14 protein-coding genes are annotated in these 17,783 nt (G+C 39.0%); 5 read left to right on the forward strand and 9 right to left on the reverse strand.

Annotated features, from left to right (window positions below; genetic code table 11):
• Positions 1-68: 68 nt before the first annotated feature.
• A complete protein-coding gene (locus tag ACYQ0C_RS00445; RefSeq protein ID WP_016275110.1) occupies positions 69-1,049 on the forward strand; it encodes a PD-(D/E)XK nuclease family transposase in 981 nt (326 codons plus the stop codon).
• A 141-nt stretch (positions 1,050-1,190) separates the two neighbouring features.
• On the opposite strand, the gene ACYQ0C_RS00450 is transcribed toward ACYQ0C_RS00445, so the two are convergent.
• From ACYQ0C_RS00450 to ACYQ0C_RS00490, 9 genes are all read right to left on the reverse strand, one after another.
• A complete protein-coding gene (locus ACYQ0C_RS00450) occupies positions 1,191-3,773 on the reverse strand; it encodes a TonB-dependent receptor (RefSeq protein ID WP_016275111.1) in 2,583 nt (860 codons plus the stop codon).
• 14 nt (positions 3,774-3,787) lie between these two features.
• Positions 3,788-4,639, reverse strand: coding sequence for a GLPGLI family protein (locus ACYQ0C_RS00455; protein WP_081642361.1), 852 nt, complete (start codon positions 4,637-4,639; stop codon positions 3,788-3,790).
• Between the two features lie 45 nt (positions 4,640-4,684).
• Positions 4,685-4,855 (reverse strand): hypothetical protein, encoded by a 171-nt coding sequence (locus ACYQ0C_RS00460; protein ID WP_016275113.1) that lies wholly within the window; start codon positions 4,853-4,855, stop codon positions 4,685-4,687.
• Between the two features lie 20 nt (positions 4,856-4,875).
• On the reverse strand, positions 4,876-7,062 hold the full coding sequence (locus tag ACYQ0C_RS00465; protein ID WP_016275114.1) for a peptidase domain-containing ABC transporter: 2,187 nt from the start codon (positions 7,060-7,062) through the stop codon (positions 4,876-4,878).
• Positions 7,063-7,067: 5 nt separating this feature from the next.
• A complete protein-coding gene (locus ACYQ0C_RS00470; RefSeq protein WP_016275115.1) occupies positions 7,068-8,351 on the reverse strand; it encodes a radical SAM protein in 1,284 nt (427 codons plus the stop codon).
• 73 nt (positions 8,352-8,424) lie between these two features.
• Positions 8,425-8,652 (reverse strand): hypothetical protein, encoded by a 228-nt coding sequence (locus tag ACYQ0C_RS00475; RefSeq protein WP_016275116.1) that lies wholly within the window; start codon positions 8,650-8,652, stop codon positions 8,425-8,427.
• A gap of 61 nt (positions 8,653-8,713) precedes the next feature.
• The gene (locus ACYQ0C_RS00480) at positions 8,714-11,065 is read right to left on the reverse strand and encodes an outer membrane beta-barrel protein (protein WP_016275117.1); all 2,352 of its coding nucleotides are present in this window, start codon (positions 11,063-11,065) and stop codon (positions 8,714-8,716) included.
• A 98-nt stretch (positions 11,066-11,163) separates the two neighbouring features.
• Positions 11,164-11,832 (reverse strand): response regulator transcription factor, encoded by a 669-nt coding sequence (locus ACYQ0C_RS00485; RefSeq protein ID WP_016275118.1) that lies wholly within the window; start codon positions 11,830-11,832, stop codon positions 11,164-11,166.
• Positions 11,833-11,878: 46 nt separating this feature from the next.
• Positions 11,879-13,246, reverse strand: a complete 1,368-nt coding sequence (locus ACYQ0C_RS00490; RefSeq protein ID WP_016275119.1) for a sensor histidine kinase — start codon at positions 13,244-13,246, stop codon at positions 11,879-11,881.
• Positions 13,247-13,378: 132 nt separating this feature from the next.
• On the opposite strand from ACYQ0C_RS00490, the gene ACYQ0C_RS00495 reads away from it, so the two are divergent.
• The 4 genes from ACYQ0C_RS00495 to ACYQ0C_RS00510 all read left to right on the forward strand — a co-directional run bounded on the left by ACYQ0C_RS00495 (position 13,379) and on the right by ACYQ0C_RS00510 (position 17,527).
• Positions 13,379-13,501 carry a hypothetical protein gene (locus ACYQ0C_RS00495; protein WP_016275120.1) on the forward strand — a complete coding sequence of 41 codons (123 nt, stop codon included), beginning with the start codon at positions 13,379-13,381 and terminating at the stop codon, positions 13,499-13,501.
• 152 nt (positions 13,502-13,653) lie between these two features.
• Positions 13,654-13,860, forward strand: coding sequence for a hypothetical protein (locus ACYQ0C_RS00500; protein WP_025076799.1), 207 nt, complete (start codon positions 13,654-13,656; stop codon positions 13,858-13,860).
• A gap of 105 nt (positions 13,861-13,965) precedes the next feature.
• Positions 13,966-15,264 (forward strand): radical SAM/SPASM domain-containing protein, encoded by a 1,299-nt coding sequence (locus ACYQ0C_RS00505; RefSeq protein WP_016275122.1) that lies wholly within the window; start codon positions 13,966-13,968, stop codon positions 15,262-15,264.
• Entirely contained in the window at positions 15,248-17,527 is a 2,280-nt protein-coding gene (locus ACYQ0C_RS00510) for a TonB-dependent receptor (protein ID WP_016275123.1), read from the forward strand. The genes ACYQ0C_RS00505 and ACYQ0C_RS00510 overlap by 17 nt, the downstream gene beginning before the upstream one ends.
• The last annotated feature ends 256 nt before the right edge of the window (positions 17,528-17,783 follow it).

Here is a 17,783-nt window from a genome sequence, read left to right on the forward strand (position 1 = left end):
AGGATAATTTCTAAAGAATGATCCTTTTTGCTATCTTTGTCTATTGAAAATGAATAAATTATATTCTTATGGAATTGCAAGATAAATATATCCGTTTTGATTGGGCTGTCAAGCGTCTGCTGCGTCATAAAGCCAATTTTGGTGTGCTCGAAGGATTCCTTACGGTGCTGATAGGTGATGAGATTCATATAGTGGAGATTCTGGAAAGCGAGGGTAACCAGCAAACGGAGGATGATAAGTTCAACCGGGTTGATATCAAAGCCCTCAATAGTAAAAATGAGATTGTTATCATCGAGATCCAAAATACGCGTGAACTGTACTATCTGGAGCGTATCCTGTATGGAGTGGCCAAAGCCATAACAGAACATATCTCATTGGGCGAGACTTATTATAAAGTTAAAAAGATATATTCCATCAGCATTCTTTATTTCGATATTGGTCATGGAACCGATTATCTTTATCATGGGCAGAATATATTTAAAGGAGTGCATACCGGAGACTTTCTTCAAGTGAGCACTCGGGAAAAGGATGCCATTGTGCCCCGTATGCCTTCCGAAATTTATCCGGAGTATTTTCTGATCCGTGTGAATGAGTTCAACAAGGTGGCGGTGACTCCTTTAGAGGAATGGATAGAATATTTGAAGACGGGTATTATCCGTCCTGACACGACTGCTCCCGGATTGGGTGAGGCACGTGAAAAATTGAAATATTATTCAATGACGCCTCAGGAACGCCATGCCTATGATGAACATCTTAGTGCTTTGATGATCCAGAATGATGTTCTTGATTCTGCTAAGCTGGAGGGAAAGATAGAAGGACGATTAGAAGGCCGTGCGGAGGGTCGTGCGGAGGGTCGTGAAGAAGGCCGTGCGGAAGGTCGTGAAGAAGGTCGCGCGGAAGGTCGTGAAGAAGGCCGTGAAGAAGGTCGTGCGGAAGGCATTAAAGAAGGTGTTCTTCGAAATGCCCGGAGAATGAAAGAAAAAGGATTTCCTATAGAAGATATTATGGAGATTACAGGATTGACATTCGAAGAGGTCAGTCAGTTGTAATTGTTTGTGTAAGGCCGGCCCGGGAATTCTTCGAGGGGACACAGGTCGTGGCTGAATCCTGCAGTTTCCCATGCGGTAGGTTTGGGAGTGTGAGGATTTGTTCCGGCCATATCCCAAAGACGCCTCCTGTTGGCTGGACTGTTATTTTTTTAAGTAAAAAGAAATAAGGAACTCCCGTCCGCGCAACTTCCGTTCATGTTTCACGACACTTGTTTCTGCATAAAGCGAATAGCCGTATGTCCGGTGGTTGAACAGATTGGATAGTGTGGCCGATAACTCAATATGCTTGCCCAAGCTGTAGGATATCTTTCCATCAAGCAGCAACATGTTTTTATATTGGTGTTCCCCTACTTCGTTGTGGTAATATTCTCCACTTAGCTGAGTGCTCAGGCGGTTGAATGGAGCGGCAAATATAGAAAACGTATGCTGCCAACGGCTTAGCCTATGGGGCGGTTGATGGTTGATGTGCAGGTTGTTCTGGCCATAGTCAAGGATATACTGCCAGTTCGCGAATTGTCCGATACGTCCGTTGAGACGCCCCGTCAGGTTATAGCTTTCTGTAGAATAGTCCGTCAGTTTTCCTTCGGACAGCATGGAACGGTTGGTTTTCCTATAAAGGAAGGTCACTCCCGCCATTCCTTTGAGGCATTCTATATTGCCGCTCACTGTGCCTAGTGCTGTCCATGTATTGCCCTTATGGGGCGATTTGGTATAATATTTCATGATGTAGTCACCTGTAAACTGTTGGCTTTGCAAAAAAGACGCACTGTTCCACGAACGCATAACCATGACATTGGCAAATAATCCCCATATCGGCTGTTTGAAGTTTAATGCTCCGCTAAGGGACTGTCCGGAGGTAGTGGTGTATTCTTCTATTCCGGAAGAGAGTGTACGGTAATCTGTCAGTATCAATCCGTTGTACAAGGAATGGAGGTCCATTGCTTTGGAGGTGGCCTGTCCTCTGACAGAAATGCGTAAGTGGGGAGTCACATTCCATCTGATCCGTAAGGATGGAGCACTTGTCCAGTCGTTTTCTTTGGACAGTTTATGGGCAAAAGTGTAGTGATAATAATGTACCGGAAGTTCCAGTGTCCCGTCCATACGACGGTACTTGTATTCCAGTTTGGGAATGGCGTACAGGTTGGCATAGCGGGTAGCCCATCCATTGGCTGGGATGCCCGGCGAATCAGGAAGGCCGTGCAGATAGCTGTTCAAATCACGGATCATGGCTGTTCCTCCTCCATTCATCGAGAGTGTCAGGTGCTTGAAGTTCATTCCATAGCTGGCAGATTCCTGGGTGAAGAAAGCTTGTTCCCTTGTTTTCTGCTGATAGCGTATTCCTCGCTGCACGTCCAGTGACTGTGGCCTCAGCTGCCAGTTGTTCCGGCTGTAGAAGGCTACGGTCTGTTTGCCGAATCGCTTGATGAGATTGAAAGTGTTCCCTATTTTGTAAACAGGGACTTCAGCTTGTTGCATGTTTGGGAGAGTGCCCGAGGTGTTGACATCCACATTCCTCCATTGCAGGTTCGTCTTCAGGATATTCTTCAGGTAGGAAGTGGAGCGGTTGGCCTCTACAGTCAGTTCGGCAGAAAGTTGGTGGAGATGTTCCAGTGCCTTTTGGTCATCCAGTACTATTTTGTTTTCTTCGGGCAGATAATAGGTATATCTGGAAGAGGCTTCTGAGGTTGTCCGGTCATTCAGATAATGGACTTGCGCTTTTATCTCTCGGTCCTTTCCCAGTCCCCATAACTGGCTGGTAGAGAAAAGATGGGAACGGTTGAAGAGAGTACGTTTTTGTTCCAAGTTGGGGATGGAGATTCCAGTTACCTGTATATAGTCCGACAACTCGGATGCGTCCTTTTCCATGGTAAGGTCGGACACCTCTTTTTCCAGGTTCTTGCCTATGTTGTTTGTCTTGTACAGCGTAATGTTCTGCTTGTTCCGTTTCATCTGCATGGTAAATGCCTCTATGCTCCATAATCCTCCTTCGGGTTGGGCTGAGACTCCTCCTGTGGCCAGTACGTTTGTTATCCATTGGGCTTTTGCATTGTTTTTTAGACGCAAGTTGACGGCTGCTTGGGTAGACAGGCTGATTCCCTGCAGGACACGTATGGGCTGGTGGTCTTCCATTATTTCTACTGAGCCGACATCGTCCGGTGAGATTCCGTTGGTGGCTATGCCGTATTTTCCTTCCAGCAAGTCCTTTCCTTCTATATAGAATTTGTTGATGCTGGTTCCATTATAGGTTATTTTGCCGGATTGGGTTACTTCCACTCCTGGCATTTTACGCATCACGTCGCCTATGGTCTTGTCCTGCTTGTCCGTGAAGCTTGCCACGTTGTAAATAAGGGTATCTCCTTCTTCTCTGATCTTCTTGGCTTTGACCGTTACTTCCTTTATTTGTATTACTGCCGGCTGCATGGCTATTCTGAAGCTTCGGCTGGTTTCCGTCAAGAGAATCTCTTGCGGTTTATATCCCATCATGGAAAAATGGAGCGAGCAATGTGTTACTTCCCCTTCTTTCAGTGTCAGGGTAAAATTACCGGCGGCATCGGTTTGTGCATATCTGATGATGTGCTTCTTTTGGGTGTCTTTCAGTACCACCAGTGTACCGTGCAGCGGCGAATTATCCTCACTGTCAATTACATTTCCAGTCAGAGCGGTTTGGGAAAAGGTGGGTAATGTAAAAAGGAATGCCAATAGTATCAGAATCGTTTGTTTCATCGTTCTTCTCGTTTCTATTTACCATGCGGATAGTCTGTTTCTTCCAGTTCATAATTCCGGTGGCGCAACTCTGTTTTTTTTGCTCTTCCTTCTTTAAGTCCATACATCTGCCTTGCTCGGGCTGCCTGGTCGGTGTGTATCTCTTTATACAATGTCTGTAGGAACAGGCTTCTTGTTGTTTTAGCCCAGTCATATTCTGCATAATTATAGATCCCGACCGGTTCTATATCCTTTTGCCAGAGTCCTGTTATAGTAAATGTATAATCCTTATGTGCATCCTGTGCTTCCAATATCAGTCCTGGCAGTCCACAGAGTTTCCATGGCCCGTCGCTGATAGGGATTTCAAACGTAAACCACGCATACCAAGTACGTCCTCTGTATTGGCTGACGGCCAGCTGGCAGGGATAATCTAATATTGTTTTTGCGGAGTCCAGTAATTCCCATTGTGGCTTTTCCCAATCTTCGGTATAAGTCCAATGCATTAGTGCAAAATGATTGAATACGGTTATTTTTCCTGATGGATAATTCTTGTAAAGCCGCTCTCTGAACAGCCCTCCGGGCGAAGGAAGATTTTTCTTGGAGCATTCTAAAAAGAGCCTGGCTTTAGCTAGTTTGTCGTAGCTTAATGAATCATAGGACAAGTCTTTCGGACTGTAAAACATACTCGATTGTTTTCCTATCCGTAATCTTACATAATCTGCCTTGAAGTCATTTTCCCTATCAAGAGTATCCGTTACCATTCTTTTATAATACTCACATTCTAATATGGCTGGCTCAAATATATCAATTTGCTGGGCGGATGACATTATCGGCAGGCAATGAATGATCATTGAGATTGTGATTGTTTTTATGGTTGCTTTGTTCATGTGAAGTGGCAAATAGAGTTGGTTATATTATCAATATCATTATCATTATGCCCTGTAGTAATAAGTGAAATAAAAATACCCCACCACTGCCAGACCTGCGAGCAGCACTGTGATAACTGTTATGCCGCAACGAATGAGCAGGGGAGGGATACGCCCTATGATATTCCTCACCTTTTCGCTGCGAAGCTCTATCTGTTCATAATCTTTGTTTTCCATTGTTCTGCCTCCTTTATTTTTTAGTTTCCTAACTCCAGCTGATTTTTTACTAAGTGGTAATAAGCCCCTTGATTGGCAATGAGCGACAGGTGTGTCCCTGTCTCTATTATCTTACCTCTTTCTATTACGATGAGCTGGTCGGCATTCTTTACCGTGCTGAGCCGGTGTGCCACGATGACTACTGTTTTTCCTTTATAAAATTCCATCAGGTTCTCTACGATGGAACGTTCGTTATTGGCATCCAGCGCATTGGTCGCCTCGTCCAGAAATATATAATCGGGATTCTTGTAAACGGCACGCGCTATCAGGATTCTTTGTTTCTGTCCCTGACTCAGCCCGATTCCGTCCTGTCCTATCAATGTGTTGTATTTCAAGGGTAAGGATTGGATATAATTGTTTATACAGGCAATGCGTGCGGCTTGGAGCAGGCGTTCCTTGTCAATCTCGCCGTCATCTACTGCAATGTTTCGGGCGATGCTTTCCGAGAAAATGACTCCATCCTGCATGACTACTCCGCAATGTTTGCGCCACCATTTCAAATTATATTTCTGCAAGTCTGTGTTACCGATGGTTATTTCCCCCGCCAGCAAGGGGTAATAGCCCAACAATAGTTTGATCATCGTTGTCTTTCCGCTTCCGCTGGTTCCTACTATGGCGGTTACTTTTCCTTCGGGAATGGTTATATTGATTCCGTCCAGTGTCTTGTTCGGGTTGTGCGGATCGTATTTGAAGTCGGCGTTTTTGAAAGACAGGCTTTTGTTCCGGTCGTGAAATGCGCTTAGTGCGCCCTTGTTGCTTTCCTCGTTCTCCATTTCGTGAATCTCGTTGATGCGCTCCAGACTTATTTTCACATCTTGCAGTGAGTAGAGGAAGTTCATCAGTTGTTCCACTGGTGCATTGAGTTGTCCGATGATGTATTGCACTGCCAGCATCATTCCCAGTGTCATTTGTCCGTGAATGACGGCTGTTGCTGCCAGCACGGTGATGATGATGTTTTTTACTTCGTTGATGAAGATGCTTCCCGCTTCCTGGGTCTGCTGTAATTTCAGTGATTTCATATTGACCTGGAACAGATCTGCCTGCACATCTTCCCATTCCCAACGGCGCCGTTGTTCGCAGTTCTGTAGTTTAATCTCTTGCATGGAGGTGATGAACTGGTAAGTCTTATTGTGGTTCACGGCCTGTTTTTCGAACAGTTCATAGTCCAACGCTTTTCTCTTTTTCAGGAAGACGGCAATCCATAGCCCGTACAGGATGCTTCCTGTGAGGAAGATGAGGAATATCGGCAGGTTGTAACCAAACAGTACACAACCGAACACAATGAAACTGAGTAGGGAGAAGGTTACATTCAGCATCTGTGTGGTAAGAAATTTCTCTACCCGGTTATGGTCGTTCATCCGTTGCATCAGGTCTCCCATTAGTTTGGTATCGAAGAAAGACATGGGCAGTTTCAGCAGTTTGATGAAAAAGTCGGATACCAGGGAGATATTGATTCGCATGCTGATATGGAGCAATATCCACCGGCGGATAAAGTCCACACAGGTGCGGCTAATGGTCAGTATGAGTTGGCCCAGCAGGATCAGGTAAATGATTTCCAGGTTCTGATGGGTGATACCAATATCTACAATGGCTTGTGTAAGAAAGGGGAAGATAAGTTGTAGCAGGCAGCCCGTTAAAGCTCCCAGTATGATTTGTCCGAAATATCGGCGATATTGCTTTATGTAACCAAACAAGAATTTAAAGGAGCGCTTTCTGTTCGTCGTTTCTCCCGAAAGTTCGTAGAAAGCGGGTGTGGGCTGGATAAACATGGCTATTCCTTTTTCTTCCCCTTTAGACTGTGTGCTGATCCAGTGATCTTTGAATTCCTTTTCTGTATAGGTTAAAAGTCCCTTTCCCGGATCGGCAATATGGAATTTCTTTCCTTTCTTTATTTTGTAGAGGATGACAAAATGGTTTTGGCTCCAGTGCAGGATGCAGGGCAGGGGGGCTTGGGGCAACTGTTCCAATGTTATCCGTCCGCAAATGGTGTGTAGTCCCAATTTGTTTGCCGCTTCGCTGATGCCCAGTAGGGATACGCCTTCGGTGGTGGCAAAGCAGTAACGGGAAAGAGATTCCAGGGAATACTCTTTCCCGTAGTATTTGCATATCATTTGCAGGCAGGTGATGCCGCATTGCATGCTGTCGTGCTGCTTGTAAAAAGGGAACATGATGATTAAGTTATATCTGTTTCTTTATAAATCCGTCGAATATGGTCGCGTATGATATCAGGTTTATCTTTTTCTTCAATATAGATGCATTTTTCCTCATTTATCATCTTTAGACGTTTTTGGGTACAAATCATGCATATAGGTAAAATATTGCATTCCAAACACGGCTTAAGCGCATACTTAGCTTTCATTCTTTTTTCATATAACGAGTTGTAGGTGATAACCCCATTAGAATTAAGTATGCCTTCCCTCTTTTCCGGCAGAAAATCATTTGCTGTGCATTTGTAAATATCGCCATTATAGTTGATGACAATGCAATTCTCTTTATCAGCATAGCATTGAAATATTCCCTTATATTCAGTTGGTTTTGTAAGTCCTTTATTTTTGAGGTATAATAATACTTCCTTTTCTTTATTGTCCAGCTCTGATGAATCCTCCTCTTGCCATATTCTTTGTAGTGAGAATACTAAATTATCTTTTGAATCTATATTTGATAAATCATCTATAACTTTTTTGAAAGATAGTATATTCTTATTTGTATAGTTACATCTAATAGTAAAAGCAAATCCTTTACTTGCTGCATATTTTACATTTTGTAGAACTGTATCATAAGTTCCGGTTCCATTGGGATGCTTTTTAATTGAATTGTGAAAGTCCCTATCTCCATCAAAAGGTACCTGAAAATGATATTCTAACTTTGTATTAGCTAAGAGTTCGGTTACATTGGGAGTAAGTAATACAGCATTAGTGGTGAAACTGCATTTTAATTTTACTTTATGAGTTATACAAAGTTCTTTTGTGTATAAAATAAGAGGAAGAACTTGTTTCCTAAAATGCATTAAAGGTTCTCCACCGAAAAAAGATAAACTGAGTGATTTTAAACTCTTATCCTCTATTTCCTTTTTTATGAACGTTTTTATAGCTAAGTCCATATCATTGTGAATAGTGCTACCTTCTCTATGTTTTTCGTAGCAGTACCAACATCTTAAATTGCAATCCAATGTTGGATTAATAATGATCCGTAACGAATCATTCGAAGTATCAGTGGCTTTTTGATGTTCTATGAATTGTTTTGTTTCATCTGTTTCGTCTGATACAATGAACTTTTGCGCATCCAGATAATTATATAATTCCGGATGTATTTGCTTAAGCCCGTCTATATTATTTTTGTACTCGTTTAATAACGAGTTGATGGCTCCTACGCAAGCCATCAACTCATTAGTTAAACTATTATACAATAAATAATCAGAACCATTTCTAATTATAAAGTTATATAAGCTCCATTTCATAACAATACGTTGTTTTGATACAACTTCCTCTAAATGATTAGGAAATTGGATTCACAATGAAATTCATTATAAATCAATTATTGCATCGGCATGATACTTGGCAATTGAGGTTAGTATCTTCACTTTCATCACTGCCCATATCGCCACTATGACCATGACAATTTATATTCTTATCTCCCGAATCCATTCTGACAGATGTATTCGTTTTAATTTTCTTAAATCCTCCTTTTAATTGATTTGTCTCGTCATTTGTGAGGACAGGTATTTCACCTGGTACGTTTAAAAAACGATCTTCTTTCATAATGTGAACGAATTAAAGTATTCTTCTACTCACTTAAAGGCTTTTCGATTACTCCTTTTTATTATTTGCGCAAATAACTGTCACTTGTTGTCTGTATGCTTTCCGCACGTTTTACCTTTACTTTCTTGCCAAAGTCAAACTTATATATAAGGTTTAAGCACGCTCCTTGATAAGGGGTCTTATTATTTTCTTCTATTCTGCTTAGATTGTCATTGGTAATTGTGGTCAGATTTCTTCTTTTATTCAAAATAGCGTAAACTGATAAATTTATGCAGAACTTTTGATCCAGGAAATATTTGTAAAGACCGGCATTCATATTGTATACACTGTGATATATTGTTTCGCTTCTACGGGCTCTTCTTTCTGCCATAAAGTTAAAACTTCCACCGAAAGTATTTGTGAAACGAAGGCTGTTGTCACAAAAGAATAGGCAATGGAATACATGGTAGGTTTGCTCGGGTGAGACCTCTTTGGTGTAGTCGCCATCAAGGGAGGCATTGGTAGTCCACCAGCTGAACAGGGCCTTAGTGAAACCTATTGAAAAAGCATGTCGATAAGACTTGCCTATATTGGTCGGCATAGTATAGGTAATGATCGGATTGTCTTTATCCTGATAGACCAGAGGATATGAGTCATCTTTACGCTTTCCATAAGCGTAGCTTATACTCCAAGTATTTGACAGACTCAACAATAGTCGGATACGATGTTCGGTGGTAGGTACCAAATCGGGATTCCCTTTAGCATAAGAATATTCAGAGATATAGACAATAGCTGGATTCATGTTCTTATAAGGGATATTTCCCATTCTTTTTGAATAGGATAAAGAGGCTTGGTTCTTTTCAGAGAAAAGGTAACCCAGTTTGATGGAGGGGAACAGATTGCGATATGTGCGTTTGTCACCTGCTATGTTATTGGAAATACATTTCACTTCATCCTCTTGTACCCGTATACCGCCATTTAATGTAAATTTCTTCCATTGCCATACATATTCTGCATAGCCTGCATAACCTATGCCTTTATAGGTAAATAGCCCGCTTTTATCTTCTTTCTGCCACCCTTCTTCACTCTGATATGCGTAATACATCTGGTTGTCGGTATGGTTATTATAATAGTAGCCACCCCATTTCAATCTGGAATGTTCGTTGAGCAAGAAGATATAATTTATCTCTGCCTTCCATAAATCAGAAACAGTCCCGTTATTGCTGCATTTATTATTCTCTTCGTTTTTATCCGGATACTGATAAAGATAATGGTGATTCAGTTCTTTCGTTTCGTCACTTCTCAAATAATCAAGAACTGTTTGCAAAGTATTCTTTCCGTTTTTTGATTTCCAATTATAGTTCAAACTAGCCTGATATATTTTGTCATCCCCTTTCCCTTTACTATGGTAGGAAGAGGTATATTCCTTTTCTGTTTCTTGTATTTCGGAAAAAGAAGAAGATTTTAGTGTGCTTCCAGCCTGTTTTACCATACAGTTAAGTCCGATGCTTTGCAGGGTAGTTATATCATATAACATGCTGAATGTTTCATTGATTCTTCTTATATTTTTACGGTCTACATTCTGGTTTACAATATGGATATTCTGGTGGCTGTTATGGGTTATATTTTCCGTGATGTAAGGATCTCCTGCATTAGAAAGAACTAGATTGTTGTAAAAGTTCCATTTCCCAAGCCGAAGGCTTAATGGAAGGCTCAAACGTTCCCAATGACTATTTCTTTTTCTCATCTCTCCTAGCAAAGAGGGTGAACCATTGCCTCCGCCATCTGCATTTTTTTTCAAATATATATATATGATTCCTCCTTTTGTTGTGGCATTATGTTGTAAATCGGCTTCCGGCAGAATTTCAACATTTTCTATGTCCGTGGCTTGCAGACTTGACAATTCAGTGCGGTCATGAAGTTCTCTGCCGTTTATGTATATTTTAGACACGGTTCCCCCATTCAGCCTTAGTTCATCGTTCATGTTTATGACACCGGGCAACATTCCTAATGCTTCGTTTACAGTTCTTCCTTTCACTACGGGATTTCCTTTCATGTTTACGATTATCCGGTCGTACTCGTGCTTGATGAAATTGCTTTTTACTATTATTTCATTCATGCTGATGATGGAAGGTTCCAGCACGAATGCCATGTCGTTTATGGATTGCCCGGCAGAAATAAAGGTGGTTGTGTATTCTATATGAGATGCTCGAACAATATAATCCTTTTTTTCTTTACATGAAAGTGTGAATCTCCCTTTTTCGTTTGTGATGGTTCCAGCTATTAAAGAAGAGTCCTTTGCCGATAAAAGAGATATCGTTACAAACTCAATGGGATTGTATTCTTTGTCCGTCACCTCTCCTGAGATCATGCGATTTTGTGCTTGGGAGATGATCGGAACTATGCCGAATATAAATAATAACCATACTTTCATGATTGTTTTTCTATCTTTGAATGCAAAAATAAAGAAACCTTTTTGCATCATTGTTAATGATGGTGTAATAAGCAGGTAACTAAATAGAACTATTTTGGTTACATTGGGACAAGCAGCATATACCCGTTTCCTCCAATGGTGGAAATAGATATATCGGGATCAGCAGCCAGTATCTTTCGTAATTTTACGATGTAATTGTAAAGGCTGTGCTCATTCATAATAGCATCTTCCCATAGCTCTTCTATTTTTTCATAACTTACAATTTCGCCTTTATGGCTATATAAAAGTTTGAGTAAGGAAAACTCCAACTTGCTTAGTCTTTTAAGTTCTTTTGATGCTTGGTAAAGGGTTCGTGTTTGCATGTTTAATTCCAAAGAGCCGATTTTTATAAGGACATTGGAAACAGGATGGGCGTGTCTGTCCACATAGGCAATCAGTTCTTCTACGCTAAAAGGTTTTTTCAAATAGGCTACGGCGCCGGATTTTAGGGCTCTGGTCACTTCGTGGCTTTCTGTATGCGATGATATATATAAAATGGGAGTGCCGGGAGATGCCATCTTTAATTCGGATGCATTGTCTATGCTGTCTCTTGCTCCTATTTCAACGTCTAATACCATGATGTCAGGTTTGAATTCATTGAGGATGGTGGTGATTCCGGTTAAAGAACTTTGATAATGTACTTCATATCCTTCATCTTTAAGTGCAGTTGTTATAATACTGCTCAATATTATATCGTCATCAACCAACAGGACTTTAATTGCATTCATAGTTTATGTTTTAAGATAATGTGAAATGTGTTTTGAACAAAGGAAATCATTTAAGTGGAAATTTACAAATAAAAAGACTACCTTTTTCAGGAATACTTTCTACAGAGATGTTGCCACCATGTGCTTCCATTATATATTTTGTGTAGGCTAGTCCTATGCCATATCCTCTTTGATGTGTCATTTGCTCTCTGGGTACTTGGAAAAATTGAGTAAATATTTTCTTTTGATACTTGGGAGCTATTCCCCAACCGTTGTCTTTTACGGTAAGTATTGCTTGGGTTTCCTTTTTTGAGATACTGATAATGATTTGTACTCCGTCATCAGAATATTTCAGAGCATTTTCTACAAGGTTTCTTATAACGTTTCTCGCATATAAGGGATCTAGCATGAAATTTAACTCTTTCAACTCTGATTCTACTTTTATTTGATGAGGCTGATGGGAATGTTGCATGGAAACTTCTTGAACAACTTCGGTTACCAAGAGTACCAAGTCTGTTTCTTCTTTTTGAAGATAAACTTTTTGCCGGTCTTTACGGGCTGTGATGAGTAGCGCTTCTATCTCGTTGACAAGTTTTCGTGCTTGTCTTTCGGTGTTTTCCACTAATTGTTGTGTGTGGATATCAGGTACTTTTTTCTTGATTAAACTCATTAATGTGATAATGCTGTTTAAAGGAGACTTTAAATCGTGAATAGTCCCGTTTACGCTTGCTTCCCGTCTTTTAAACAGTTTATCTTTTTTGTGAATGGTTATGACTAAAAAGATAACATATCCTAGAATGATAATTGTGAGTAGAATGGATTCTATTAATATTTGTAGCATCTCCTGTATGAAAGAGGAAAATGGAACATTTGCTTTTACTTGAATGAATTGTAAGCCCTTGGTACCAATAGGGTAAAGCTGAGTTTTTTTTATAAATAGGGCGTTGGTTGGTAATGCTCCGATGCTTTGTTTTACAATTGTATCTTTATCGTATAGCAGGATTTGATGGCTAATGTTGATATTTGCTGTATTTAATTCTTGTCGGAAAATGCTATCTAATTTTGTTAATTGGATAAATGAATTCTTTTTAATTAATCCGTCTTGTTGTAATTGTAATATGGCTTCAGCCATATTGTTACTTATATTTCTGCTAGCCAATGAGTTTAAATTTATAGTATCTCCTTTTAATTGTTTACGTTCTTCTTCTGTAATTTGATTTGCATGCCGATAGATGATTCTAGGATTTTTAGGGTTTTGAGGTAAGGAATAATTGCGTAAGCTTGATTCTTTAGCAATGCTTAATGAAAGCAATTGTTGAATTGTTTGCATGGATTGTTTCATATAGGCATGATGTATTTTGTTTAACCATAATCCTTGTAAACAGAATAAAACGATAGTAGTGATTAATATAGGTGTGTATATCAGTTTTTTCATTGTTAGATAAATTTAGAATAGGAACAAAGGTAATCAAAAAAAAATAAATTAATTACCAGGTTATTACATAATGATTAATATTTTTCTTATGCTAACTTTTTAATTTTGTGAATTAAAAAAGGAGGTATTGATATGGAAATAGAACAGCTTTCAAATTTGCAGTTATCTTCTATAAAAGGAGGTGAGTGGATTTATATAGCAGGTGAATGGTATTGGATAGATATTGCAGGATATGATCCAGAAGAAGATATGTAAAAATGGTATTTTTCTTGAATATGTTAGTTACTGGCATATAACTTAATAACTTTTTATTATGAATAAAACATTTGTCTCATTTAAAGAGTCATTACTGCCTATTAATCAAATTAGTTTGTCTGATGATGAGATGCTTTTAGTCAGAGGAGGTAATGATGGTGGTGGAAATGATGCTGGTAGTGGTGCAGGCTGTGGCTGTGACTGTTACTCGGGTTCTGGTTGTGGTTGCCATTGTAGTTCTGGCGCAGGTTGCGGATGTAATTGTAGTTCTGGTGCTGGTTGTGGATGTAGTGGTGGAGGCGGTGGACAAGCAGGAAATGGCTGTGAAGGTCAATAATATCTGTAGTCATCACTGTTGATTTAATTCTATAATGGCATTAAGTAATCACTAGAGGAGGATATCTATGAGTAAGTTAGTTTATAGATATCTTCTTTTATTTGGGTTATCTTTAAATATATAATCTATGAAAGCAAGTAAATATAACATATATGTAAAAAAGAAACATGGTGTGATTTGTTTTAACACATTTCATGATATATATTCTTTTATGTCAGCTGAATTATACGAGTTAATTCAAGCAGAAGAATATGATAAGATTAGTGATAGGCAAAAAGAATATTTGTTTAAGAGTGGTTTTTTGATTGAGCAGGATAATGAACTTGCTTTATTGAAAAATGAACATAGTAAGGCTATTGGTATAAATGGAACATATGAATTGACACTATTGCCTTCTTTAGATTGCAATTTACGTTGTTGGTATTGTTTTGAGAAACATATTAAGAATAGTCATTTAAATGTGATAACCCAAAACTTGATATTAAACTATGTGGATAGTATATTGTGCCGTGATGATATTAAATTTCTAAATCTTGAATTGTTTGGTGGTGAGCCATTATTGTATTTTAAGAAAGAATTATATCCATTGCTAAAACAGATAAAATGTAAAGCGGAAGAGCATAATAAAGGAGTACATTTCTTTTTTGTAACTAATGCAACTTGTATTCATTCAGAGCATCTTTCTCTTTTTGAAGATTTACATGCAAGTTTTCAAATCTCAATAGACGGATATAAAGAAAAACATAATTCGATAAAAAGATATTTTAATACGTCAGAAGGTACTTATGATAAGGTTATAGAAGTTATTCATCAGTTAACCAATAATTATGATACCTATATAAATTTGAGAATCAATTATGATAATGATACATTAAATCATATTGAAGAGGTTATAAAAGATATTATTGATATCGATAGAAGAAAAATAGGTATACACATGGAAAGAGTTTGGCAGACTTCACCGGAAAAAGAAGTATCCTATAAAATAAAAGATGTTTTGAATTTATTCATGGTAAATGGTTTTGCAGTTTCATACATGAACTTGGCTAGAAGAAGTTATTCATGTAAATCCGGTAAAGTTGACCAGGCTATTATCTCATATAATGGAGATGTATATAAATGTAGTGGTAGAGATTTTACCAATGAATTGCGAGAAGGAGTTTTGCAGGATAATGGTTGTATCAAGTGGGATTACCTAAAGTTGGAGAAAAGATTATCGCAAACAACGTATGATAATGAGTACTGTATATCATGTAAATTATTACCTTTGTGTTGGGGACCTTGCAATCAAAAATTGTTAGAAACTCCAGGGAATATTCTAAGGTATTGCCAATTGAGGAATATGGAATTGAGTATGGATGAATATGTGGAGTATCGATTTAATAACGAACTACTTAAAATGAATATGTATGAAAGCACGCCTTGACAAACTAATCATACTGATAGCAGTCTGTTGTTGCCCGTTGGTTGTTTTCTCCCAATACACCTTGTTAGGGACAGTAAAGAATGATAAATCTTTGGTGATGCCTGAAACGGTTGTGACCTTGCAACAGGCCGATTCATTGGTAGGCATGACACTGGTAGATTCGAAAGGGAGATATAAATTTACTGATTTGCACAAAGGGAAATACACTTTAAGCTTGTCGTGCCCCGAGTATCAGCCGGTAGAGGAAATCTTTGATTTGACAGGTGATAAAAGGATAGTCTATGTGATTTATCCGGTGAAAAACATACAGTTGAAAGAAGTTTCTATTGTTGCCGACAAAAGTCATCTGATCTCTCATACGGCAAATAGTGATATCTTTTATTTGTCGGCAGAAGCCAGGAAAAAACAGAATCCTTATGAGGCATTGAGAGAAATTCCCAAATTGGTGGTGAATGAATCGGATCGTTCTATAAAGATGGTGGATGGGGCTACTCCTTTAATCTTGATAAATGGACATAAGGTCAATTCGGGCATTAATAGCATTGACCCGAAAGAGGTGGAGGCGGTGGAGGTGATCAATAACCCTTCTGCACGCTACCTGAAAGACGGGGTACAATGTGTGGTCAATATTAAGATGAAACAAAAAACTGCCGCTTATCAGACATACAATATGAATACACGCCACATGATTCCGGTTTTGTTTGGGTATACGGGAGGTTATTATGAATTAGGCAACAGCAAGGCGTCTTTAAGCTTGAATGCTTCTCATTTCTATTTTCATCATGATGATTCGGAGTGGAATACGATACAACAGAATACGGGGTATGAGAAAACCGCTGTCAGTAAAAAACGTTCTAATATAAGTAATCCTTATGTGGCTTTGAACGGTGACTGGATTTGTTCGCCCAAAGATTATCTGGCTATGAGTGCCATCTATTACCATTATTCTTCTAAAAGTGAAGAGGAGGGTGGGGGAATTCTGATCCAAAATAAAGAGAGAGAAGCATATAAATCTTTTGTGGATAATAAATCAACCAGTTATGTAGGAAGTTTTAACTTGTATCATAAGCATACCTTTCATAAAAGTAAAACATTGGAAACGACTCTGCATCTGAACATGAATGGGAATGATATGAAAGGGATTAGAAAAGAGGAATATCCATCCTTGGAGTATAGAAATCAATATGATTTTGACAACTTTCGCTGGTCCGGAGGATTGGAACTGGATTATTCTTTTGATTGGCTCGGCCAGAATTTTGATTTCGGAAGTTATACTCGTTTTTTGAAAGACCGTATTAAACAGATTAGTGCGGGATATCCTACTTTCTATCATAGGGAATGGAGTGAATATGCTTATGTTTCGATGAATGGAAATATCAAGAGCAGTTTTTTTTATATGCTTTCGTTAGGTACGGATCTTATTTTCAAGAAAGCAGGTGAAGTGAAACACGATTATAGCAAATTGACTGCTGCTGTATCAGGAACTTATAAATTTAATGGCATACACTCTGTACGTTTGAATTATAATCTTTCCAATCTGTCTCCTGAGGTAATGTATCTGAATCCCTACAACACTTCTACCGACAGTTTGGAAGTGACTCGGGGAAATCCTTTTTTAATGCCTGCCCGGAATCATATTTTTAGATTTTGCTATATGTATAATCAGCATGGATTTTATGTGGAACCTTTTGTGAAATACAGGTTGTCGGTAGACCGGATTGTGCCGATAGGGTATACAGAGGACAATATATATACGCAGACATATAAAAACACGGATACTTTCCGGCAACTGGATGCCGGTATCAATATGAACTATAATAATCAAAAATGGGGAGGTGTAGGTGGAAATATAGGGTATGATACTCATTTCTATACTCATCAGCATGGAAAGGGCTCTCTTTATGTTAATCTTAATACGTATGGACATTATAAAAGATTGTCATGGAATCTTTATGGGAATTATCGGCCTTTCAGCTATGGTGTGAATAACAAACGAAAACATTATGGGTCTGAATCGGAACTGACGGTAACTTGGCGTGTGAACAAACATTTGGGAATTATTGGAAATATGAGGTATTTGTTGGGCACTTTGGGGTATGATTCCACTACGCACGAAGGAACTTATTACAATTTCTCATCCGGCAGGATGAAGGACCGAAGTTTCTGCTTTTCATTAGGATTCAATTATTATATGCAAGGAAAGAATTTCAAATATAGGAATAGGAAGAGTTTGCAGAGTACGGAGTCGGGGATAAAGTTGTGAAGTAATTTTTGTTTTATATGTTACAGGCACGGGACGTGTATGATATTAGAATCCCGGAGACGCTTACGCGAAAATGGCGTGTACGATTCTTTGCAGCATATCGAAGTTACGGTTGCCCCGACAGGCTGCATCTACATAGTGCGAATTTCCATCCTCCTATTCATGAAAGATAGCTTTCCCGGTTTGCTTAATCGCAAGAGGCCGATACCTTTTGTCTTTTACGAAATCTCTCGTAATTCATTGAAATGATTGTCAC

It is taken from the genome of Phocaeicola sartorii JCM 17136 = DSM 21941, assembly GCF_054653615.1.